Annotated in this window: 20 protein-coding genes, 1 tRNA gene and 1 riboswitch; of the genes, 9 read left to right on the top strand and 12 right to left on the bottom strand. The window is 70.5% G+C overall.

The window, feature by feature from the left end:
- On the bottom strand, positions 1–504 hold the full coding sequence (locus tag ASD33_RS13640) for an ATP-binding protein (RefSeq protein WP_347232282.1): 504 nt from the start codon (positions 502–504) through the stop codon (positions 1–3).
- A 140-nt stretch (positions 505–644) separates the two neighbouring features.
- Here ASD33_RS13640 and ASD33_RS13635 point away from each other — a divergent pair, with 140 nt between their 5' ends.
- From ASD33_RS13635 to ASD33_RS13620, 4 genes are all read left to right on the top strand, one after another.
- The gene (locus ASD33_RS13635) at positions 645–2,033 is read left to right on the top strand and encodes a hypothetical protein (RefSeq protein ID WP_056558375.1); all 1,389 of its coding nucleotides are present in this window, start codon (positions 645–647) and stop codon (positions 2,031–2,033) included.
- A gap of 59 nt (positions 2,034–2,092) precedes the next feature.
- Positions 2,093–2,578, top strand: a complete 486-nt coding sequence (locus ASD33_RS13630) for a TrmO family methyltransferase (RefSeq protein WP_056558372.1) — start codon at positions 2,093–2,095, stop codon at positions 2,576–2,578.
- 210 nt (positions 2,579–2,788) lie between these two features.
- A complete protein-coding gene (locus ASD33_RS13625; protein WP_056558369.1) occupies positions 2,789–3,694 on the top strand; it encodes a hypothetical protein in 906 nt (301 codons plus the stop codon).
- A 90-nt stretch (positions 3,695–3,784) separates the two neighbouring features.
- Positions 3,785–4,087, top strand: a complete 303-nt coding sequence (locus ASD33_RS13620; RefSeq protein WP_056558366.1) for a hypothetical protein — start codon at positions 3,785–3,787, stop codon at positions 4,085–4,087.
- A gap of 61 nt (positions 4,088–4,148) precedes the next feature.
- Here the strand turns inward: ASD33_RS13620 and ASD33_RS13615 are convergent, their stop codons facing one another.
- From ASD33_RS13615 to ASD33_RS13600, 4 genes are read right to left on the bottom strand one after another with little or no spacing between them, the layout of a single operon-like run.
- Complete coding sequence (locus ASD33_RS13615) at positions 4,149–5,417, bottom strand: DUF445 domain-containing protein (RefSeq protein WP_056558364.1); 1,269 nt, start codon at positions 5,415–5,417, stop codon at positions 4,149–4,151.
- A gap of 12 nt (positions 5,418–5,429) precedes the next feature.
- A complete protein-coding gene (locus ASD33_RS13610) occupies positions 5,430–6,407 on the bottom strand; it encodes an ATP-binding cassette domain-containing protein (RefSeq protein ID WP_056558361.1) in 978 nt (325 codons plus the stop codon).
- 8 nt (positions 6,408–6,415) lie between these two features.
- On the bottom strand, positions 6,416–7,192 hold the full coding sequence (locus ASD33_RS13605) for an ABC transporter permease (RefSeq protein ID WP_056561329.1): 777 nt from the start codon (positions 7,190–7,192) through the stop codon (positions 6,416–6,418).
- Between the two features lie 52 nt (positions 7,193–7,244).
- The gene (locus ASD33_RS13600) at positions 7,245–8,045 is read right to left on the bottom strand and encodes an ABC-2 family transporter protein (protein ID WP_199863539.1); all 801 of its coding nucleotides are present in this window, start codon (positions 8,043–8,045) and stop codon (positions 7,245–7,247) included.
- Between the two features lie 139 nt (positions 8,046–8,184).
- Between ASD33_RS13600 and ASD33_RS13595 the strand changes: the two genes are divergently transcribed.
- Positions 8,185–10,371: a transglycosylase domain-containing protein gene (locus tag ASD33_RS13595; protein ID WP_056558355.1), complete on the top strand. Its 2,187-nt coding sequence runs from the start codon at positions 8,185–8,187 to the stop codon at positions 10,369–10,371.
- 80 nt (positions 10,372–10,451) lie between these two features.
- Here ASD33_RS13595 and ASD33_RS13590 read toward each other — a convergent pair whose 3' ends face one another.
- The 3 genes from ASD33_RS13590 to ASD33_RS13580 form a co-directional block, all read right to left on the bottom strand.
- Positions 10,452–10,772 carry a multidrug efflux SMR transporter gene (locus tag ASD33_RS13590; RefSeq protein ID WP_056558352.1) on the bottom strand — a complete coding sequence of 107 codons (321 nt, stop codon included), beginning with the start codon at positions 10,770–10,772 and terminating at the stop codon, positions 10,452–10,454.
- Positions 10,773–10,805: 33 nt separating this feature from the next.
- Positions 10,806–10,875, bottom strand: a riboswitch (guanidine-III (ykkC-III) riboswitch).
- 56 nt (positions 10,876–10,931) lie between these two features.
- The gene (locus tag ASD33_RS13585; RefSeq protein ID WP_056558350.1) at positions 10,932–11,270 is read right to left on the bottom strand and encodes a co-chaperone GroES; all 339 of its coding nucleotides are present in this window, start codon (positions 11,268–11,270) and stop codon (positions 10,932–10,934) included.
- Positions 11,271–11,316: 46 nt separating this feature from the next.
- On the bottom strand, positions 11,317–11,637 hold the full coding sequence (locus ASD33_RS13580) for a DUF3618 domain-containing protein (protein ID WP_056558348.1): 321 nt from the start codon (positions 11,635–11,637) through the stop codon (positions 11,317–11,319).
- Positions 11,638–11,758: 121 nt separating this feature from the next.
- Between ASD33_RS13580 and bcp the strand changes: the two genes are divergently transcribed.
- The 3 genes from bcp (at position 11,759) to ASD33_RS13565 (ending at position 13,970) form a co-directional block, all read left to right on the top strand.
- Positions 11,759–12,232 (top strand): thioredoxin-dependent thiol peroxidase, encoded by a 474-nt coding sequence (gene bcp / locus ASD33_RS13575; protein ID WP_056558346.1) that lies wholly within the window; start codon positions 11,759–11,761, stop codon positions 12,230–12,232.
- Between the two features lie 108 nt (positions 12,233–12,340).
- Positions 12,341–13,840, top strand: a complete 1,500-nt coding sequence (gene proP, locus ASD33_RS13570) for a glycine betaine/L-proline transporter ProP (protein ID WP_056558343.1) — start codon at positions 12,341–12,343, stop codon at positions 13,838–13,840.
- Positions 13,841–13,886: 46 nt separating this feature from the next.
- Positions 13,887–13,970: transfer RNA gene (locus tag ASD33_RS13565), tRNA-Leu, on the top strand.
- Between the two features lie 45 nt (positions 13,971–14,015).
- Here ASD33_RS13565 and rdgB read toward each other — a convergent pair.
- From rdgB to ASD33_RS13545, 4 genes are all read right to left on the bottom strand, one after another.
- The gene (gene rdgB / locus ASD33_RS13560; RefSeq protein WP_056558340.1) at positions 14,016–14,618 is read right to left on the bottom strand and encodes an RdgB/HAM1 family non-canonical purine NTP pyrophosphatase; all 603 of its coding nucleotides are present in this window, start codon (positions 14,616–14,618) and stop codon (positions 14,016–14,018) included.
- A gap of 36 nt (positions 14,619–14,654) precedes the next feature.
- A complete protein-coding gene (locus ASD33_RS13555; RefSeq protein WP_242427029.1) occupies positions 14,655–15,011 on the bottom strand; it encodes a hypothetical protein in 357 nt (118 codons plus the stop codon).
- Between the two features lie 113 nt (positions 15,012–15,124).
- Positions 15,125–15,856, bottom strand: coding sequence for a ribonuclease PH (gene rph, locus ASD33_RS13550; RefSeq protein ID WP_056558334.1), 732 nt, complete (start codon positions 15,854–15,856; stop codon positions 15,125–15,127).
- Between the two features lie 192 nt (positions 15,857–16,048).
- Complete coding sequence (locus tag ASD33_RS13545) at positions 16,049–16,282, bottom strand: PTS glucose/sucrose transporter subunit IIB (protein ID WP_056558331.1); 234 nt, start codon at positions 16,280–16,282, stop codon at positions 16,049–16,051.
- Positions 16,283–16,517: 235 nt separating this feature from the next.
- Here ASD33_RS13545 and ASD33_RS13540 point away from each other — a divergent pair, with 235 nt between their 5' ends.
- Complete coding sequence (locus ASD33_RS13540; protein WP_056558327.1) at positions 16,518–17,819, top strand: PTS transporter subunit EIIC; 1,302 nt, start codon at positions 16,518–16,520, stop codon at positions 17,817–17,819.
- Positions 17,820–18,039: the final 220 nt, after the last annotated feature.

The following is an 18,039-nucleotide window of genomic DNA, read 5'->3' as shown; positions in this document are numbered from 1 at the left end:
TCACGCCGCCACTCCCTCCCGCAACTCGACCCAGACCTGCTTGCCCCATCGGTACAGCTCAGTGCCCCATTGCTCCGCGAGTGCGTCGACGAGAAGCAGCCCCCGCCCCCGCAGTTGGTCAGCGTCGGAATCCAGCCTCAGCATCGGGACTGTCCTGGAGCGGTCGACGACCCCCAGGCGGACCCCGTTCGCCACGGGCCTGGACACCAGCACCCGGATCGAAGGGAGCCGGCCGTGATCGACCGAGTTGGAAACCAACTCCGTGACGACCAGCGTCGCGTCTTCGATCAGCGATTCCAGACCCCAGAGGGTCAGCGCCGTCCGGACCAGCCTCCGAGCGACAGCCGCGCTCTCCGGCTCGCGTGGAAGCGTCTGGGAGTAGGCGGGACGCCCCGTGGACCGAGACGTCACGGCCAAAGTCGCCGGAGCCTCAGCCGAGGGCGCGAGCCGCTCGTGGGTCGAGGCCGCTCGGCCTTCCTCGTCACCCACGTGGCTGAAAGTCACCAGTTGTCCCCCTGTCGTCGCCAGTTGGTGGTTTCGTGTTCCCTCAGCGAAACGTGATTCGCGACGGACGGATATCCCCGCTGAGGCCGCGATGCCGTCAAACCCGTCAAAGATTGTTCTCTGGTGAACAGGGGCGCAGCATGGCGCGCAGAAACGACGAACTGGCTGCGGTGATCGCGGAAACGGGCTGGTCGCAGCCCGTGGTGGCAGCCGCAGTGGTTCGGGTCGCGGCGGAGGCAGGGGTCGACGAACTCCTCACCGTCACGCGCTCGCACATCGCCATGTGGGTCGCCGGAACCCGGCCTCGGGGCCGGGCGGCCGATGTTCTGCGGGAGACTCTGTCGCGGCGGTTGGGTCGTCCCCTCTCGCTCGCGGAGATCGGCCTCGCGGGGAACGCCTCGGATACGGTCACCGGGTCCGAGTGGGACACCGACACGCTGACGACTCTGGTCGACCTGGGGAGAAACAGCATGGACCGCGAACGCCGTCGACTCCTCACCGGCGCCGCCGTCTACTCCGTCGGCGGACTGGCCCTACCCCGGGGTCCATGGTGGGACGAAGCTCCACAGCGGGCGCGCTCCCGAGCCGGTGGACCGAACCGCCGAGTCGGCGAGAGCGAGGTACGGGCCGTTCGTGAGATGACCGAGTTCTTCGCCCGCCGCGATCAACGGCACGGCGGCGTCGACGGCCGAACGGCCCTCTACCAGTACATCGTCGACGACGTCGCCCGGTACGTCAGCGGAGTCTTCAGCAGCGAGGACTCCCGTCGCGCGCTGTACTCGGCGGCAGCCGAGGCCGTGTACGTGGCCGGCTGGATGAGTTTCGACGCCTCCCGACATGAGCCCGCGCGACGTTACTTCACCCTCGCGCTCAAGCTCGCCGCCGAAGCAGACGACGATCCTCTCGCCGGACACATCCTTCGAGCGATGGCCCATCAGGCCATAGACCTCGGACACACCCGGGCCGCCTTGGACCTCGCCACCGCCTCCATCGAGCGCAAGCGATACGACCACGCCACCCCACGCGAACAGGCCCTGATCGGCATCGTGCGTGCGCGGGCGCTGGCCGTGGACGGCCAGAAGGACAAGGCCATCGCCGCGATCCACCAGGCCGAATCCGACCTCGGCCAGGCCACAGCGGGAGACGACGAACCTCAGCGCGTCTGGTTCTTCCAAGAAGCGTCCCTCGCCCATGAGACCGCCCGCACGCTGTGGGCCCTGGGCGATCTCAACGGCGCCCTGCGCCACTTCCGTGCCAGCGTGCGACACCGCAGGGCCGATTCCTTCAGCAGAACCCACGCCGTCACGCTCGGATACATGGGCACCGTCCAGGCCGAACAAGGCAACATCGATGCAGCCTGCCGGACTTGGGCTCAAGCGCTAGACGCCATGGACGGCGTTCAGTCCGGCAGGGCGCGAGAAGCAGCCGCGACCATGCGCACGGTCCTGTCCCCTTTTCGCAACCGTGGAATCCCGTCCGCTACGGAAGTGAACGATCGAGCCCGGGTCGTACTCCAGCGAGTAATCTGACGCCGCCGAAGCCGTCGTACCCCACAAGTGATGCCGCAGAGAAGGAAGAAGGGCAATTCGTGCCTGCTGAGTTCATCGAGGTGCCCGTCATCGCTGACGTGGTCGGAGGCCATGCCGAACGGCTCGACGACTTCAAGGGGGGCGTGGAGTCGGTCATCCGTCTGCGGCCCGAATTCCCCGTGGAGACGCTGCGGGGCATCGAGCAGTTCTCCCACCTCCAGGTCACCTGGTTCTTCAACCTCGGCTCCCCGGGCGATGTCGCGCTTCACGCGCGCAGTCCCCGCGACAACCCCGCGTGGCCGGCGACCGGCACCTTCGTTCACCACAACCACCGGCGTCCCGCCCGGCTGGCCACGTCCTTCCCGAGGCTGCTCAAGGTCGACGGACGCGACCTCCACGTCGTGGACCTCGACGCCGACGACGGCACGCAAGTCGTCGATCTCGTGGCGGTGTTCGAGGAGATGCTGCCCCGTGGCGCCGTCACTCAGCCGACGTGGCCGGGCGAAATGCTCGCGGACTACTGGAGAGACGCGTCCGAGCGCTGAGGCGACAGAGCGACTTCACCCGCTCCGCCCACCGCACCCGAGGTAGACCAGCTCCTCGGCCCGCCGAGCCTTCCCTTCACCCACATGAGCGCTCTTCACTCATCGTGGTTAATCAGTCGCACTAAGTGCAGTACGGTCACACAAAACGGCCCCCGCCAACGGTTCGCACCCATCGGCGAGGGCCTGAACCACCAGTGGAAGAGACCCACAGTGATCTACCGGCACTTTAACGCGCCCGCACGTGCCTTCAGTCAGTTCTCGCACGAGCTCATTCGGCATCCGCGGCTGTCCTCCGACGCCGTTCGCCTTCTGACCTGGCAGCTCTCCCTTCCCCGGGACGCCCGCGAGTCGCTCTCCCGTACCGCCGAACGTGCCCGGATCGGGGCATGCGCCTTCGCGCGCGCCAAGCGGCAGCTCAAGGAGGAGGGCTTCGTGCACGAGCGACGGGTGCAGGGTGCCGGGGGCCTCTGGGTGACCCAACAGCTCGTGTCCAGCACCCCGTTGACGACCGACCAGGCCGTCAAGCTCCTCGCGCGGGGTCCCGTCGCGTCTTCCCAGGTCACACCGAGTCCCCGTAATCCGGCCGTCGGTGCCCTGACCGTCGGTGAGCCGACGCCCCCGTCGACCGGCGGTCATCCAAAGAAAGACCGGGGAGAAAACACCTCCCACCTTCCCCCGGACCCCGCCGAGGCACCCGAAGTCGCGGACCCCGACGACGAGTCGCCCCGGCTGGAAGAAGCCCGCGCCCTCATCGGCGCCCTGCCGCTCCTCTCCGCCACCCTCCGCAGCATCCCGCCCGGCATGCGCGACGAACTCGCCCGGCTCGCCGCTCGCTGGCTCGACACCGGCCACTCCTCCACCGATGTCCACGAACACATCCTGCGCGGCCTGCCCGGGACCGCGACTCCTGTACACCGGCCCGGTGGGCTCGTCCGGTACCTCCTGCGTGACGTACCGCCCCGGTCCCTGCCGCCGCAGTCCTCACCCTCGTCCGGCAACCGCCTCTCGCCGCGACTCGAAGGCGCTCGGGAGTGTGCCGGTGACCACACCCAGCCCATGCTGTTCCGCCCGCTCGGCGGCGAGACGCATTGCCCCGAGTGCGCCTCTCTCTCGTAGCTGATTCCCCTCCGAGGCAGCCCTCGCATCGGCACCGCGCCCCCAACCTCGTACGCTCGAAGCACGCCCCGCCAACCGAAAGGCCCCGTCATGCCCCGCATCCCCTCCCCCGCCATAGCCGCCGTCGGGCTCGTCGGTGGTTATGCCGTTGCCCGGTGGACCAAGAAGCGGCCGCTCGGTGGGGTCGTGCTCGCCGTCGCCGGTGGGGTGGCCGCGCGGGAGTGGCAGCAGGTCGGTGGGGCCAGGGCTTCCGTGGGGCTGACGACCGCCTACGTCGCCGCCTTCGCCGGGTCCCACCCGCTCGCCAAGAAGATCGGCGCCTGGCCCGCCGTGTTCTCCGTCGCCGGTGGCATGGCCGCCGCCTCCTGGGCCGTCACCCGCGGGAAGGCATAACCCCTCCGCGTCGGCACCCGCCCGGAGCGCCGACTCCGCGCTGCCGCCCCCGCGCCACTCCTCAGCCCCCCACCCCCCTGCTCACCGCATAGATCGCCAGCCCCGCCAGCGCCCCCACCACCGTGCCGTTGATCCTGATGAACTGCAGGTCCCTGCCGATGTTCGCCTCGATCTTCTTCGACGTCTGGTCGGCGTCCCAGCCCGCCACCGTGTCCGTGATCAGGGACGTGATCTCGTGGCGGTAGGTCGTGACGACGTACGTCGCCGCGTCCTCCGCCCAGCCCTCGACCTTCGACTGGAGGCGGGTGTCCGTCGACAGGCGGTTGCCCAGGGAGATCAGGGAGGCGCGGGCGCGGAGGCGGAGCTGGCTGCGGTCGTCCTCGGCCGCCGCGATGATCAGGTTGCGGACCGAGGACCACGCCGAGGCGATGATGTCCTGGACCTCCGGGCGGGCGAGCAGGTCCGACTTGAGGCGCTCCACGCGCGCCCGTGTGTCCGTGTCCGCCTGCAGGTCGGCCGCGAAGTCCGTCAGGAAGCGGTCGATCGCCCCGCGAGCCGGGTGCGCCGGCATGTCCCGCATCTCCGTCACGAAGCGGAGCAGCTCCTTGTAGACCCGCTCGCCGATCCGGCGGTCCACGAACCGCGGGGTCCAGCCCGGCGCCCCGCCCTGCACCGCGTCCATCACCGACTCGCCGTGGGTGACCAGCCAGTCGTGGGCCCGTGTGCAGACCAGGTCCACGGCCCGGTGGTGGGCCCCGTCCCCGACGATCTTCTCCAGGGTCTTGCCGAGGCCCGGCGCGATCTCCGCCGCCTCCGCCCGCCGGGTGATCGCCTCCCCGACCACCGCCTGGACGTCCGAGTCCCGCAGGACCGTCAGCGCACCCCGTAGCGCCGTCGACAGTTCCGCCGTGACCCGGTCCGCGTGCGCCGGGTCCTCCAGCCAGGCGCCCAGCCGGGCGCCGATCCCGAAGGCGTGCAGCCGGCCCCTCACCACGTCCGCGGAGAGGAAGTTCTCGCCGACGAACTGGCCCAGCGACGCTCCCAGCTGGTCCTTCTTCGTCGGGATGATCGCGGTGTGCGGGATCGGCAGACCGAGCGGCCGCCGGAAGAGCGCCGTGACCGCGAACCAGTCCGCGAGCGCGCCGACCATGCCCGCCTCGGCCGCCGCCGCGACATAGCCCGTCCAGGCGCCCCAGCCGGCGTTCCTCGCCCACGTCGCCAGGGCGTAGATCACTGCCACGACCAGCAGCAGCGCCGTCGCCAGCGTCTTCATCCGGCGGACGCCCCTGCTCTTCTCCTCGTCCGCCGCCGTGTACGAGAAACTCACCATCGACTCGACCTCCTACGTCAGAGACTCCCGGCGGTCCTCCCGAGTTCCCCCGTACATCTTCGCGATCACGGCCTCGATGTCGGGTTCCCGCACCGAGAGGTCGAGCAGCGGATGCGTCGCCGCCACCGCCGCGACCAGCGGCGCCGCCGAGGCCGTGGCCGGGAACGCGAGCCACTGCCGGGTTCCCTCCGCCCGTACGAAGCGGGCTCCCGGCACCTCGATCGGGGGCGTCTCGCGCTCCAGGTCCACCACCAGGAGCCGTTCGCTCTCCCCCATCGCGTGCAGCCCGTCCAGCTGCCCGTCGTACATCAGCCGCCCGTGGTCGATCACCATCACCCGCGAGCAGAGCTGCTCGATGTCCGTGAGGTCGTGGGTGGTCAGGAGCACCGTCGTGCCCCGTGTGGCGTTCAGGTCGCGCAGGAACTCCCGCACCCGCGCCTTCGACACCACGTCCAGGCCGATCGTCGGCTCGTCGAGGTACAGCACCTCCGGGTCGTGCAGCAGCGCCGCCGCGATGTCGCCGCGCATCCGCTGTCCCAGGGAGAGCTGGCGGACCGGCACGTCGAGGAGTTCCCCCAGCTCCAGGAGCTCCACACAGCGGTCCAGGTTCTCCTCGTAGCGGGCGTCGGGGATCCGGTACATGCGGTGCATCAGCCGGTACGAGTCCTTCAGCGGCAGGTCCCACCACAGGGTCGTCCGCTGGCCGAAGACCACCCCGATCCGCTGCGCCAGCCGGGTGCGCTCCCGCGCCGGGTCGATGCCCGCGACCCGCAGCCGGCCGCCGCTGGGGGTGAGGATGCCGGTCAGCATCTTGATCGTGGTCGACTTCCCCGCGCCGTTCGGGCCGATGTAGCCGACCATCTCCCCGCGCCCGACCCCGAAGCTGATCCCGTCGACCGCCCTGACCTCGCGCTTCTCCCGGCGGAACGGGCCGGTCCGCCGGCGGACCGTGAAGACCTTCTCCAGTGACTCCAGCTCGATGAACGGCATCGCGGACGTCAGCTCCCTGTCGATCGGTACGAACGGACTCCGGCCCGCCAGGCGATCCCCGCGATCCCGCAGCAGACCGCCGCCACGAGCGGCGCGGCGAACGCCGCCCCCTCCGGCACCCCCGCCGGTGCGGGCCGGCCGAGCACGTACAGCGCGGGCAGCCAGTTCACGAACGCCAGCGGTACGACGTACACGACGCCCCTCACCAGGTCCTGCGCGAAGACCGTCGGCGGGTACCCGAGCAGGGTGTTCCCGCCGTACGTGAACGAGTTCGTCACCTCCGCGGCGTCCTGCATCCAGAACTGCGCCGACGCGCCCAGCACCATCAGCGCCGAGAAGATCACCGCCCCGCAGACCACCGTCACCGGCAGGAGGAGCACCTTCACCGGCGTCCACGCCACGTCGAGCAGCAGCAGGCCCCAGACCAGGACGACCAGCCCCTGGAGGACCCGGCCGAAGCGGCGCAGCGCGAACTTGTCCGCCGCGACCTGGGCGATCAGCGGCGCCGGGCGCATCAGGAAGACGTCGAGCGAGCCGTCCCTGACCCGCCTCCCCATCCGCTGCACCGAGCCCATCACCAGGTCCGCGATCCCGAAGGACGTGCCGGCGGTCCCGTAGAGCAGCGCGACCTCGGCGAAGGTGAAGCCGCCGAGGCCCTTCACCTGGCCGAACATCAGGAGGATCGCGACGAAGTCGAAGAAGGTGACGCAGAAACCGGCGACCAGGGTCAGCGCGAAGGAGGAACGGTAGGCCATCGTGGAGCGGATCCACATGCCCGCCACCATCCGGTACGTGCCCCAGGGGCCGGGCGGCGGCTCGGGGGCCGGGCCCCGCGGGTCATCCACCCTGCACCACCACCTTCCGCGTCGCCGCCCGCTGCGCCACCCGGCCCGCGCCGAGCAGGACGACCGCCCACGCGGCCTGGAAGCCGTACGCCCCCGCCAGTTCCCAGCCCCGGTACTTCCCGAGGTAGACGTCCGCCGGGACCTGGAGCAGCGACGCCCACGGCAGGGTCCGGGCGAGCTCGCCGAGCGCGCCGGGGAAGACGTTCAGCGGGAGCAGCATCCCGGAGAAGAACAGGCCGCCGAGCCAGGCCACCTGCACCACCCCCTGGCCGTCGAGCAGCCAGAACGCGCTCATCGCCACCAGGTACCAGATCGCGAAGCTGACGGTGGAGCCCAGCGCCACGGCCGCCAGGAAGGCGGCCCAGGTGCCGGGGCCCGGGGGCAGGGTGAAGCGGAAGACGAGCCACCCGATCACCATCGGGAGGATGCCGCGGCCGATCAACTGGTACGCGGACCGGCCCGCGTTGGCCGAGTACCACCAGGCCTGGAGGTCGGCCGGGCGGTAGAGGTCGACGGCGATGTCGCCGGTCCTGACGCGCTCGATCAGCTCCTCCTCGAAGCCGCCGCCCATCAGTCCGCAGACGGTGATGAGCGCCTGTCCGATCCAGACGTAGGCGATGGCGTCGTCGACCGAGTAGCCGCCGAGCGCGGGGCGTTCGTCCCAGAGGGCGATGTAGGTGGAGGAGAGGATCAGTCCGAAGACGCTGTTGGTGAAGACGCCCGCCGCGGTCGCCACCCGATAGGTGGCGTGGCGCCGGAAGCCGCCCGCCGCGACCGTCGCGTACAGCCGCAGCATTCCGCTCCCCCGTCCGCCGAAGCGCATGACCCTAGCGGCGGGTCCCTGTGCCCCGCGAGGGGATTTCCCGTCACGTTCGCGTCGGTTTCGGGTCGTGTCCGGGAGTTTCATCACATTCCGGGCAAGATGAGGTGCCATGCCCCCTTCCTCCGGTACGAGCGAACCCGACGCCCCCCGGCCATCCCGAACGCCGGGCTGGGAGCCGAGGGACCCTTCCCTCCCCGACCCCAGGCGTGCCCCGAAGTCCCCGAAGCCCCCGAAGCGCTCCCGCCCCCGGCGCTTCCTCCGGGCCCTCCTCGGCCTCTTCCTGTTCGGCTCGCTCCTGCTCGTCGGTGCCTTCGCCGCCGGGTACCTCCTCGTGGAGATCCCGCCCGCCAACACCGCCGCCGTCGCCCAGTCCAACGTCTACCTCTACCGCGACGGCTCCACCCTCGCCCGGGACGGCGAGGTCAACCGCGAGAACGTACGGCTCGACCGCGTCCCGCTCTCCCTCCGGCAGGCCGTCCTGGCCGCCGAGGACCGCGACTTCCACACCTCGCGCGCCGTCGACCCCAAGGCGATGCTCCGCGCCGCCTGGAACACCGTCACCGGCAAGGGCCGCCAGTCGGGTTCGACCATCACCCAGCAGTACGTCAAGAACTACTACCTGGGGCAGGAGCAGACCCTCAGCCGGAAGGCGAAGGAGTTCTTCATCGCGATCAAGCTGGGCCGCGAGAAGAGCAAGGAGGAGATCCTCCAGGGCTATCTGAACACCAGCTACTTCGGGCGGAACGCGTACGGTGTCCAGGCCGCCGCCCGCGCCTACTACGGCAAGGACGTCGAGCAGCTCGACACCGCCGAGGGCGCGTACCTCGCCACCCTCCTCAAGGCCCCCAGCTCCTACGACGTCACCACCCACCCCGAGAACCTCGCCACGGCCGTCGCCCGCTGGAACTACGTGCTCGACGGCATGGTCGGCGAGGGCTGGCTCGCACCCGCCGACCGCGCCGCCGTCCACTTCCCCGCCCCGCAGACCGCGCGCCCCGCGACCGGCCTGTCCGGGCAGCGCGGCTATCTCGTCCAGGCCGTCGAGGAGTACCTCACCGGGCGCGGGATCGTCGACGAGAAGACCCTCGCCGGCGGCGGGTTCCGGATCACCACCACCCTGGAACCCGGGAAGCAGGAGGCGCTCGTCCGGGCCGTCGAGGAGCAGGTCATGTCCCGGCTCGACCCGGGACGCTCCCCCGCCGACCGGAACGTGCGGGTCGGCGCGGCCGCCGTCGACCCGGCGGACGGCGAGGTCCTCGCGATGTACGGGGGCATCGACTACACCCGGCAGTACGTCAACAACGCCACCCGCCGCGACTACCAGGTCGGCTCCACCTTCAAGCCCTTCGTCTTCACGGCGGCCGTGCAGAGCGGGGCGCAGAACCAGCGCGGCGAGCCGATCACCCCGTACACGGTGTACGACGGCAGCAACCGGCGTCCCGTGGAGGGCTGGAGCGGGAGCCCGTACGACCCCGCCAACGAGGACGACGCGAGTTACGGCGAGATCGCCGTCGGCGCGGCCACCGATCTGTCGGTGAACGCGGTGTACGCCCAGATGGCGGTCGACGTCGGCCCCGGGCACGTGCGGCGCACCGCCGTCGCCCTCGGGCTGCCGGCCTCCACCCCCGACCTCACCGCCTCCCCGTCCATCGCGCTCGGGCCGGCCACGGCCAGCGTCCTCGACATGGCGACGGCGTACGCGACGCTCGCCGCGCACGGCCGGCACGGCTCGTACACCCTGGTCGGACGGATCAGCCGGGACGGCCAGGAGCTGGCGGTGCCGGCCGCCGCGGGGCGGCAGGTGGTCAGCCGGGAGGCCGCGGACACGACCACGTCGATCCTGCGGAGCGTCGTCGAGGCGGGCACCGGGACGGCCGCGCAGGCCGCCGGGCGGCCCGCGGCGGGCAAGACGGGCACGGCGGAGGACGACAGGGCCGCCTGGTTCGCGGGCTACACCCCGGAGCTGGCGACGGTGGTCGCGCTGATGGGGCAGGACCCGGAGTCGGGGCGGCAGGAGTCGCTGTACGGGGCGCTGGGGCTGCCCCGGATCAACGGGGGCGGGGCGCCGGCCGAGATCTGGGGCCGGTTCACCCGGGAGGCGCTGGCGGGGACGGCGCCGCGGGACTTCGAGCTGCAGCTGATGCCGGGGGCGGAGGCGATGCCCGCGGTGCCGCCGATGCCGGACGGGCCGGAGAACCCGGGCGGTTCGGCGGAGTCGAACCTGACGGGCGAGGCGGGCCCGGGCGCGGCGCCACGCGGCCCCCGGCCCTCACGTACGCCCGTTCGGGGTCAGTGACCGCTGACCGGCCCGCGTACGCCCGTCCGGGGCATCGACCCGCCCCGGACGGCCCCGATACGGCCCGCGGCCGCCCGGGGTCAGTGCCCCGAGGTCGCCTTCAGGCCCACGACCGCGACCAGCAGCAGGCAGACGAAGAAGATCCGGGCGGCGGTCGCGGGCTCCCCGAGCACCACCATGCCGAACACCGCCGCACCGGCCGCGCCGATGCCGACCCAGACGCCGTACGCCGTGCCGATGGGCAGGGTCTTGGCGGCCTGCGACAGCAGCACCATGGACGCGACGATCCCGATGCCGGTGAACACGCTGGGCCAGAGACGGGTGAAGCCCTCGGTGTACTTCATGCCGATCGACCAGCCGACCTCGAGCAGACCGGCGATGATGAGAAGGACCCAGGCCATGACGACGAAACCTCCGCGAGACGGAACAACAGGGGTGCGTCGTCTTGTCGGAATCCCGGTACGGCGCGTCTCGTCGGGTGTCTCCAGGCTAGCAAAGAACGGCGGAGGGCCCTTGGTGACCATGGTCACCAAGGGCCCTCGCGGTATGTGCCCGTGGGGTCAGAGGTACAGCCCGGTGGAGTCCGAGGTGCCCTGGAACCGGTCGGCGGCCACCGCGTGCAGGTCGCGCTCGCGCATCAGGACGTACGCGGTGCCCCGCACCTCGACCTCGGCGCGGTCCTCGGGGTCGTACAGGACCCGGTCGCCGATCTCGACCGTGCGGACGTTCTGACCGACCGCGACCACCTCGGCCCAGGCGAGCCGGCGGCCGACGGCCGCGGTCGCCGGGATCAGGATGCCGCCGCCGGAACGCCGCTCCCCCTCCGGGGAGTCGGTGCGGACCAGGACCCGGTCGTGGAGCATCCGGATGGGCAGCTTGTCGTGCGTGTTCTCGCTCACGGGGTGAACCTACCTGCCCGGGCGGGAGGCCCGGGGCGGGGAGGGGTCATCCCTTCTTCCTGCGGGAGGACGCGGCGAGGAGCCCGACGACCGCCACGGCGAGGACGGCCGCCGGCACCACGCGCTCCAGGCGGGGGGCGCCGTCCTCATGGGTGAAACGTGCCTTCACATCCGAGACCACCCTGTTGACGGCGACGAAGGCGCGTCCGGCGGTCTGGTCGACCGTCGAGGCGACCTTGGCCTTCGCGTCCCCGATGATCGTCTTCGGGTGCATCCGAATGCCGATCTCGTCGAGAGTGACGGCGAGCTGCTCGCGCCGGCGGACGATGTCCGCCTCGATCTGCGCAGGGGTCCTGGCCTCCGACACCGCGCTGCCTCCGTAGTCGTGATCCGGTCGTTGTGGACAGTCTGTCAGCTCCGTCGCCGCGGGGCTGTCCCCGACCCCCATTAGGCTCTGAATGCGTACGCGAACCATCCCGAGGAGAGCCATGAGCGAGCGACTGCAGCCCGGCGACACCGCCCCCGCCTTCACCCTGCCCGACGCGGACGGCAACGAGGTCTCCCTCGCGGACCACAAGGGCCGCAAGGTCATCGTCTACTTCTACCCGGCCGCGCTCACCCCCGGCTGCACGAAGCAGGCCTGCGACTTCACGGACAACCTCGACGTCCTCGCGGCGGCGGGCTACGACGTCATCGGCGTCTCGCCCGACAAGCCGGAGAAGCTGGCGAAGTTCCGCGAGAAGGAGAACCTGAAGGTCACGCTGGTCGGCGACCCGTCGAAGGAGACCCTGGAGGCGTACGGCGCCTTCGGCGAGAAGAAGCTGTACGGCAAGACGGTGACGGGCGTGATCCGCTCGACGGTCGTCGTCGACGAGGACGGCAAGGTCGAGCACGCCTTCTACAACGTGAAGGCGACCGGCCACGTGGCCAAGATCATCCGGGATCTCGCCATCGAGGGCTGAGCCCGTCCCGGCGTGACGGAGGTCGCAATTCCGGACGACTTCCGTTTGTGAACGGCATGACCGTGCAGAAGGTCCTCTGGAGTTTCCCCGGAGAGAGGACGTACGGCCATGCCGGCCACAGACCGCGAGTCCGCCCCCGCCGATCCCGATGCCCTGAGACGCCATCCCCGCCTCTTCAGGGCCGTCGCCCGGAGCCGGCAGCCCCGGCTGCGGCGGACCGACATCACGGTGACCGACGAGACGGCCGTCAAGCGGGCGGTGACGGCGGCGTCGCTGGGCAATGCCATGGAGTGGTTCGACTTCGGCATCTACGCCTACCTCGCCGTGACCCTCGGCCATGTCTTCTTCCCCGCCGGCAACGACACGGTCCAGCTGCTCTCCTCGTTCGCGACCTTCGCCGTCGCGTTCCTGGTCCGCCCGCTCGGCGGCATGGTGTTCGGCCCGATGGGTGACCGGCTCGGCCGCAAGAAGGTCCTCGCGCTGACGATGATCCTCATGGCCGTCGGCACCTTCGCGATCGGCCTGATCCCCTCGTACGCCTCCATCGGCTTCTGGGCACCGGTGCTCCTGATCCTCTTCCGGATGCTCCAGGGCTTCTCGACCGGCGGGGAGTACGGCGGGGCCTCGACCTTCATCGCCGAGTACGCGCCCGACCGCCGCCGCGGCTACTTCGGCAGCTTCCTGGAGTTCGGCACGCTCGCCGGTTACGTCGGCGCGGCCGGCCTGGTGACGGCGCTCTCCACGTGGCTCGGCTCGGACGCGATGGAGGCCTGGGGCTGGCGCGTCCCCTTCCTGGTGGCGGGCCCGCTGGGGCTGGTCGGCCTCTATCTGCGCCTGCGGCTGGACGAGACGCCGGCCTTCCGGAAGCTGGAGAACGACACCGCGCGCGCCTCGGAGGCGGCGGACACGGTGGAGACCTCCGCCAAGGGCGACCTGGCGAAGATCTTCCGGCAGCAGTGGCCGGCGCTGATCCTGTGCGTCGCCCTGGTCGGCGCGTACAACATCACCGACTACATGCTGCTCTCGTACATGCCCACGTACCTCTCCGACGAGCTCGGCTACAGCGAGACCCACGGGCTGCTGGTCCTGCTGCTCGTCATGGTGCTGCTGATGCTGCTCATCACCCGGGTCGGCCGGCTGAACGACCGGTTCGGGCGCAAGCCGGTGCTGATGGCGGGGATGCTGGGCTTCCTCTTCCTGTCCCTGCCGGCGTTCCTGCTGATCGGCCAGGGCGGCATCCCGGCGATCACGGCGGGCATGCTGATGCTCGGCCTGTCGCTGGTCTGCATGCTCGGCACCATGTCGGCGGCGCTCCCGGCCCTCTTCCCGACCGACGTGCGGTACGGCTCGCTGTCGGTGGGCTACAACCTCTCCGCCTCGCTCTTCGGCGGTACGACCCCGCTGGTCATCACGGCCCTGATCGGCGCGACCGGCAACAGCCTGATGCCGGCGTACTACGCGATGGGCGCGGCCCTCGTCGGCGTGGTCGCGGTGGCGTGCATGAAGGAGACGGCCCGCCGGCCCCTGGAGGGTTCGCCGCCGTCGGTGGAGACCCCGGAGGAGGCGGTGGAACTGGTGACGGCCCAGGCGCCCGAACCGAAGTTCTGACGTGCTCGCCCCGGCCGGGCGGGCGGCCACTACGATGGGCGAGCACGCGGCCGTGTCGTAACTGGCAGCCGAGCTGGGTTTAGGTCCCAGTGGGCGAAAGCCCGTGTGGGTTCGAGTCCCACCGGCCGCACGTCGGCGGAAGGGCCGCTCCGACGGAGCGGCCCTTCTCGCGTGTTCAGCCCAGCAGTTCCCGCACCACCGGCGCCAGGGCCCGGAAGGCCTTGCCGCGGTGGCTGATCGCGTTCTTCTCCGCCGGGGTCAGTTCCGCGCAGGTCACGTCGTGGCCTTCGGGCTGGAGGATCGGGTCGTAGCCGAAGCCGTTCGTGCCCTTCGGGGCGTGGCGGAGGGTGCCCGGCATGCGGCCCTCGACCACGCGCTCCGTGCCGTCCGGCAGGGCCAGGGCGGCCGCGCAGGCGAAGTGGGCGGCCCGGTGTTCGTCCGCGATGTCGGAGAGCTGGGCGAGCAGCAGGTCCAGGTTGGCGCGGTCGTCGCCGTGGGTGCCGGCCCAGCGGGCGGAGAAGATGCCGGGGGCGCCGCCCAGGACGTCGACGCAGAGGCCGGAGTCGTCGGCGACGGCGGGCAGGCCGGTGGCCCGGGCCAGCGCGTGCGCCTTGAGGAGGGCGTTCTCGGCGAAGGTGACGCCGGTTTCCTTGACGTCGGGGATCTCGGGGTACGCGTCCGCGCCGACGAGTTCCAGGTCGAGACCTGCGTCGGCGAGGATCGCGTGCAGTTCGGTGATCTTGCCCGCGTTGCGGGTGGCGAGGATCAGACGGGTCATGCCCTCGATTATCCGGTCCGGCGAGCCCGCCCCGGATCAGCCCGGGGTGCAGACCTTGGCGACCTCGCCGGCCGCGTCGGTGATCGGGGTGATGTCCGGGGTGGTGTCGCCGTTCTTGACCGCCGTGCGGACCGAGTCGACGCCCTTGGTGAGGTCGTCGACCGCCTTGGAGAGGTCGGCGTTGTCCGTGGTGTTCTTGAGGTTGCCCAGCTCCGTGGAGATCGAGTTCAGGGACTCCTCGATCTGCGTCACGTCGTTCGAGGCGTTGGAGACCGCCTGCTGGAGGTTGCTCACCGAGGTGGCTATCGCGTCGGCGGTCTTGACGCAGTCCATCGCGGTGTCGAGGGCTCCGCAGCCGCTCAGGACGGTGGTGAGCGCGGCGGCCGTGGCCATGGCGAGTGCGAGACGGCGCTTCAAGGCGGGTCCTCCCCCAATACGTACGGACATGCGAACGGGCGGGCGCCCGGATCGTACCGGGTACCCGCCCGTCATGACGCAGCCGTCCGTCAGAGGGTTCCTTCGAGCGCCTTGCGCTGGATCTCGGCGAGTTCGGCGCAGCCGCCGGACGCGAGGTCGAGGAGGGCGTTGAGCTCCTTGCGGTCGAAGGGCTCGGCCTCGGCGGTGCCCTGGACCTCGACGAAACGGCCGTCGCCGGTGCAGACGACGTTCATGTCGGTGTCGGCGCGCACGTCCTCCTCGTAGCAGAGGTCGAGGAGCGGGACGCCGTCGACGATGCCGACGGAGACGGCGGCGACGGTGCCGGTGAGCGGCTTGCGGCCGGCCTTGACGAGCTTCTTGCCCTGGGCCCAGGTGACGGCGTCGGCGAGGGCGACGTACGCGCCGGTGATGGCGGCGGTGCGGGTGCCGCCGTCGGCCTGGAGGACGTCGCAGTCGAGGACGATGGTGTTCTCGCCGAGCGCCTTGTAGTCGATGACCGCGCGCAGCGAGCGGCCGATGAGGCGGGAGATCTCGTGGGTGCGGCCGCCGATCTTGCCGCGGACGGACTCGCGGTCGCCGCGGGTGTTGGTGGCGCGCGGGAGCATGGAGTACTCGCCGGTGACCCAGCCCTCGCCGCTGCCCTTGCGCCAGCGCGGGACGCCTTCGGTGACGGAGGCGGTGCAGAAGACCTTGGTGTCGCCGAAGGAGACGAGGACGGAGCCCTCGGCGTGCTTGCTCCATCCGCGCTCGATGGTCACGGGGCGGAGCTGTTCGGGGGTACGGCCGTCGATACGAGACATGGGACGAGCCTAGCGGGATACGGGGAGGGGGCCGTCCCCGTCGCCGGACCCGGCGAAGTGGCCCTGGTGCGGGACCCGGCGAAGGGCCGTTCCCGTCCCCGAGGGGGCCGGGTGCCGGGCATGACGAAGGGCCCGTTCCCCTGCCGGAACGGGCCCTTGGCCGACGCGAGTCGACCGACGCGGGTCAGTCGCTCACATCATGTCTTCGATGTCGGCGGCGATCGGGTCGGCGTCGGTGCCGATGACGACCTGGATCGCGGTGCCCATCTTGACGACGCCGTGGGCGCCGGCGGCCTTCAGGGCGGCTTCGTCGACCAGGGCGGGGTCCACGACCTCGGTGCGCAGGCGGGTGATGCAGCCCTCGACCTCTTCGATGTTCTTGATGCCGCCGAGCCCGGCGACGATCTTCTCAGCCTTGGTGGCCATGTGTTTCTCCCTGTCCGTTCCGTTCGCGAGAACGCGAATCTCGGCGCACCTGCGGTCCGCTTTGTCACGGTAACCCACGGTTGGCCCAACTTCGCGAGCGAGTGCCGCCGTTCTGCCGAATGATGACGATCACCGGCGGCCTGTCCTCAGCGGGCTCCCGGAGCCTATCGCAACTGGTCTACACCAGTCTGCAACGAGACGCGGACCCGGCTTGTTCCGGGCAGGGAGGACGCCGATGAGTACGGACAGCGCCGCCGCGGCGCGGCCGAGGAAGTCGATGTGGGGCGGACTCTTCCAGGGCCTGCAGAAGATGGGCCGCAGTCTCCAGCTCCCCATCGCCGTCCTGCCGGCCGCGGGCATCATCAACCGGCTCGGCCAGCCGGACGTGTTCGGCGCTGAGGGTCTCGGCTGGGACAACGTCGCCAAGGTGATGGCGGGCGCGGGCGGCGCCCTCCTCGACGGCAGCCTCGGCCTGCCGATCCTCTTCTGCATCGGCGTCGCGATCGGCATGGCGAAGAAGTCGGACGGCTCGACCGCGCTCGCGGCCGTCGTCGGCTTCCTCGTCTACTACACGGTGCTGCGTCAGTTCCCGAAGGACTGCCCGACCGGCACCAAGGACATCGGCGGCGGCTGCCTCGGCGTCGACGACTCCTTCGCGGGCTACACGTACCAGAACCCCGGTGTCTTCGGCGGCATCGTGATGGGCCTGCTCACCGCGTACCTGTGGCAGCGCTACCACCGGACGAAGCTGGTCGACTGGCTGGGCTTCTTCAACGGCCGCCGTCTCGTCCCGATCATCATGACCTTCGTGGCCATCGCGTTCGCCGCGATCTGCCTGTGGATCTGGCCGCCGATCGGCGACGCCCTGGAGAACTTCAGCGACTGGCTGGTCGGCCTCGACGCCTGGGGCTCGGGCATCTTCGGCGTGGCGAACCGGGCGCTGCTCGTCATCGGACTGCACCAGTTCCTCAACGTGCCGATCTGGTTCCAGTTCGGCACCTACGAGAAGCCGGACGGCTCGGTCGTCCACGGCGACATCCCCATGTTCCTGGCGGGCGACCCGAACGCCGGCCAGTTCCTGACCGGCTTCTTCCCGATCATGATGTTCGCGCTGCCGGCGGCGGCGCTCGCGATCACCCACTGCGCGAAGCCGCACCGCCGCAAGGCGGTCGGCGGTCTGATGCTGTCGGTGGCGCTGACCTCGTTCGTCACGGGCATCACGGAGCCGCTGGAGTACTCGTTCCTCTTCATCGCCCCGCTGCTGTACGCGATCCACGCCGTGCTCACGGGTGTCTCGATGGCGGTGACCTGGGCGCTCGGCGTGAAGGACGGCTTCAGCTTCTCGGCCGGCCTGATCGACTACGTCATCAACTGGAACCTCGCGACGAAGCCCTGGCTGATCATTCCGATCGGCCTCGCCTTCGCCGTCGTCTACTACGCGATCTTCAGGTTCGCGATCATCAAGTTCAACCTCCCGACCCCCGGCCGCGAGCCGGAGGAGATCGAGGAGGAGATGGAGCGGGACAACGTCAAGTGACCCCGCGAGCACCCTCCGAGGCCTGACCGGTACGGGGCTTTCGTCCCACCCGTAAGGCCCGCTCAAGGCCCCTGGACCTGACGGTCCCGGGGTCTTTTGTCGTGCATTTCCGCCTATGGCTGAGCACACAAAATTCGCAGGTTCCTTATCTAAGTCTCACGTGCTACAACTGGTCTACACCACTCATTGGTGTAGACCACGCGGTCCAGACCACCGCGTT

Origin of the sequence: Streptomyces sp. Root1304, assembly GCF_001426405.1 — a bacterium.
In the GTDB taxonomy this organism is placed as follows: domain Bacteria; phylum Actinomycetota; class Actinomycetes; order Streptomycetales; family Streptomycetaceae; genus Streptomyces.
This window is presented reverse-complemented; position numbering and strand designations above follow the sequence as displayed.

Coding starts and splice junctions, on each gene's coding strand:
- ASD33_RS13590 (WP_056558352.1), bottom strand. CDS start 10,772: ATGGCCTGGGTCCTTCTCATCATCGCCGGTCTGCTCGAGGTCGGCTGG.
- rph (WP_056558334.1), bottom strand. CDS start 15,856: ATGTCTCGTATCGACGGCCGTACCCCCGAACAGCTCCGCCCCGTGACC.
- bcp (WP_056558346.1), top strand. CDS start 11,759: ATGAGCGAGCGACTGCAGCCCGGCGACACCGCCCCCGCCTTCACCCTG.
- ASD33_RS13540 (WP_056558327.1), top strand. CDS start 16,518: ATGAGTACGGACAGCGCCGCCGCGGCGCGGCCGAGGAAGTCGATGTGG.
- ASD33_RS13635 (WP_056558375.1), top strand. CDS start 645: ATGGCGCGCAGAAACGACGAACTGGCTGCGGTGATCGCGGAAACGGGC.
- ASD33_RS13620 (WP_056558366.1), top strand. CDS start 3,785: ATGCCCCGCATCCCCTCCCCCGCCATAGCCGCCGTCGGGCTCGTCGGT.
- ASD33_RS13605 (WP_056561329.1), bottom strand. CDS start 7,192: ATGGTGGCGGGCATGTGGATCCGCTCCACGATGGCCTACCGTTCCTCC.
- ASD33_RS13545 (WP_056558331.1), bottom strand. CDS start 16,282: ATGGCCACCAAGGCTGAGAAGATCGTCGCCGGGCTCGGCGGCATCAAG.
- proP (WP_056558343.1), top strand. CDS start 12,341: ATGCCGGCCACAGACCGCGAGTCCGCCCCCGCCGATCCCGATGCCCTG.
- ASD33_RS13610 (WP_056558361.1), bottom strand. CDS start 6,407: ATGCCGTTCATCGAGCTGGAGTCACTGGAGAAGGTCTTCACGGTCCGC.
- ASD33_RS13595 (WP_056558355.1), top strand. CDS start 8,185: ATGCCCCCTTCCTCCGGTACGAGCGAACCCGACGCCCCCCGGCCATCC.
- ASD33_RS13615 (WP_056558364.1), bottom strand. CDS start 5,417: ATGGTGAGTTTCTCGTACACGGCGGCGGACGAGGAGAAGAGCAGGGGC.
- ASD33_RS13555 (WP_242427029.1), bottom strand. CDS start 15,011: ATGGCCACGGCCGCCGCGCTCACCACCGTCCTGAGCGGCTGCGGAGCC.
- rdgB (WP_056558340.1), bottom strand. CDS start 14,618: ATGACCCGTCTGATCCTCGCCACCCGCAACGCGGGCAAGATCACCGAA.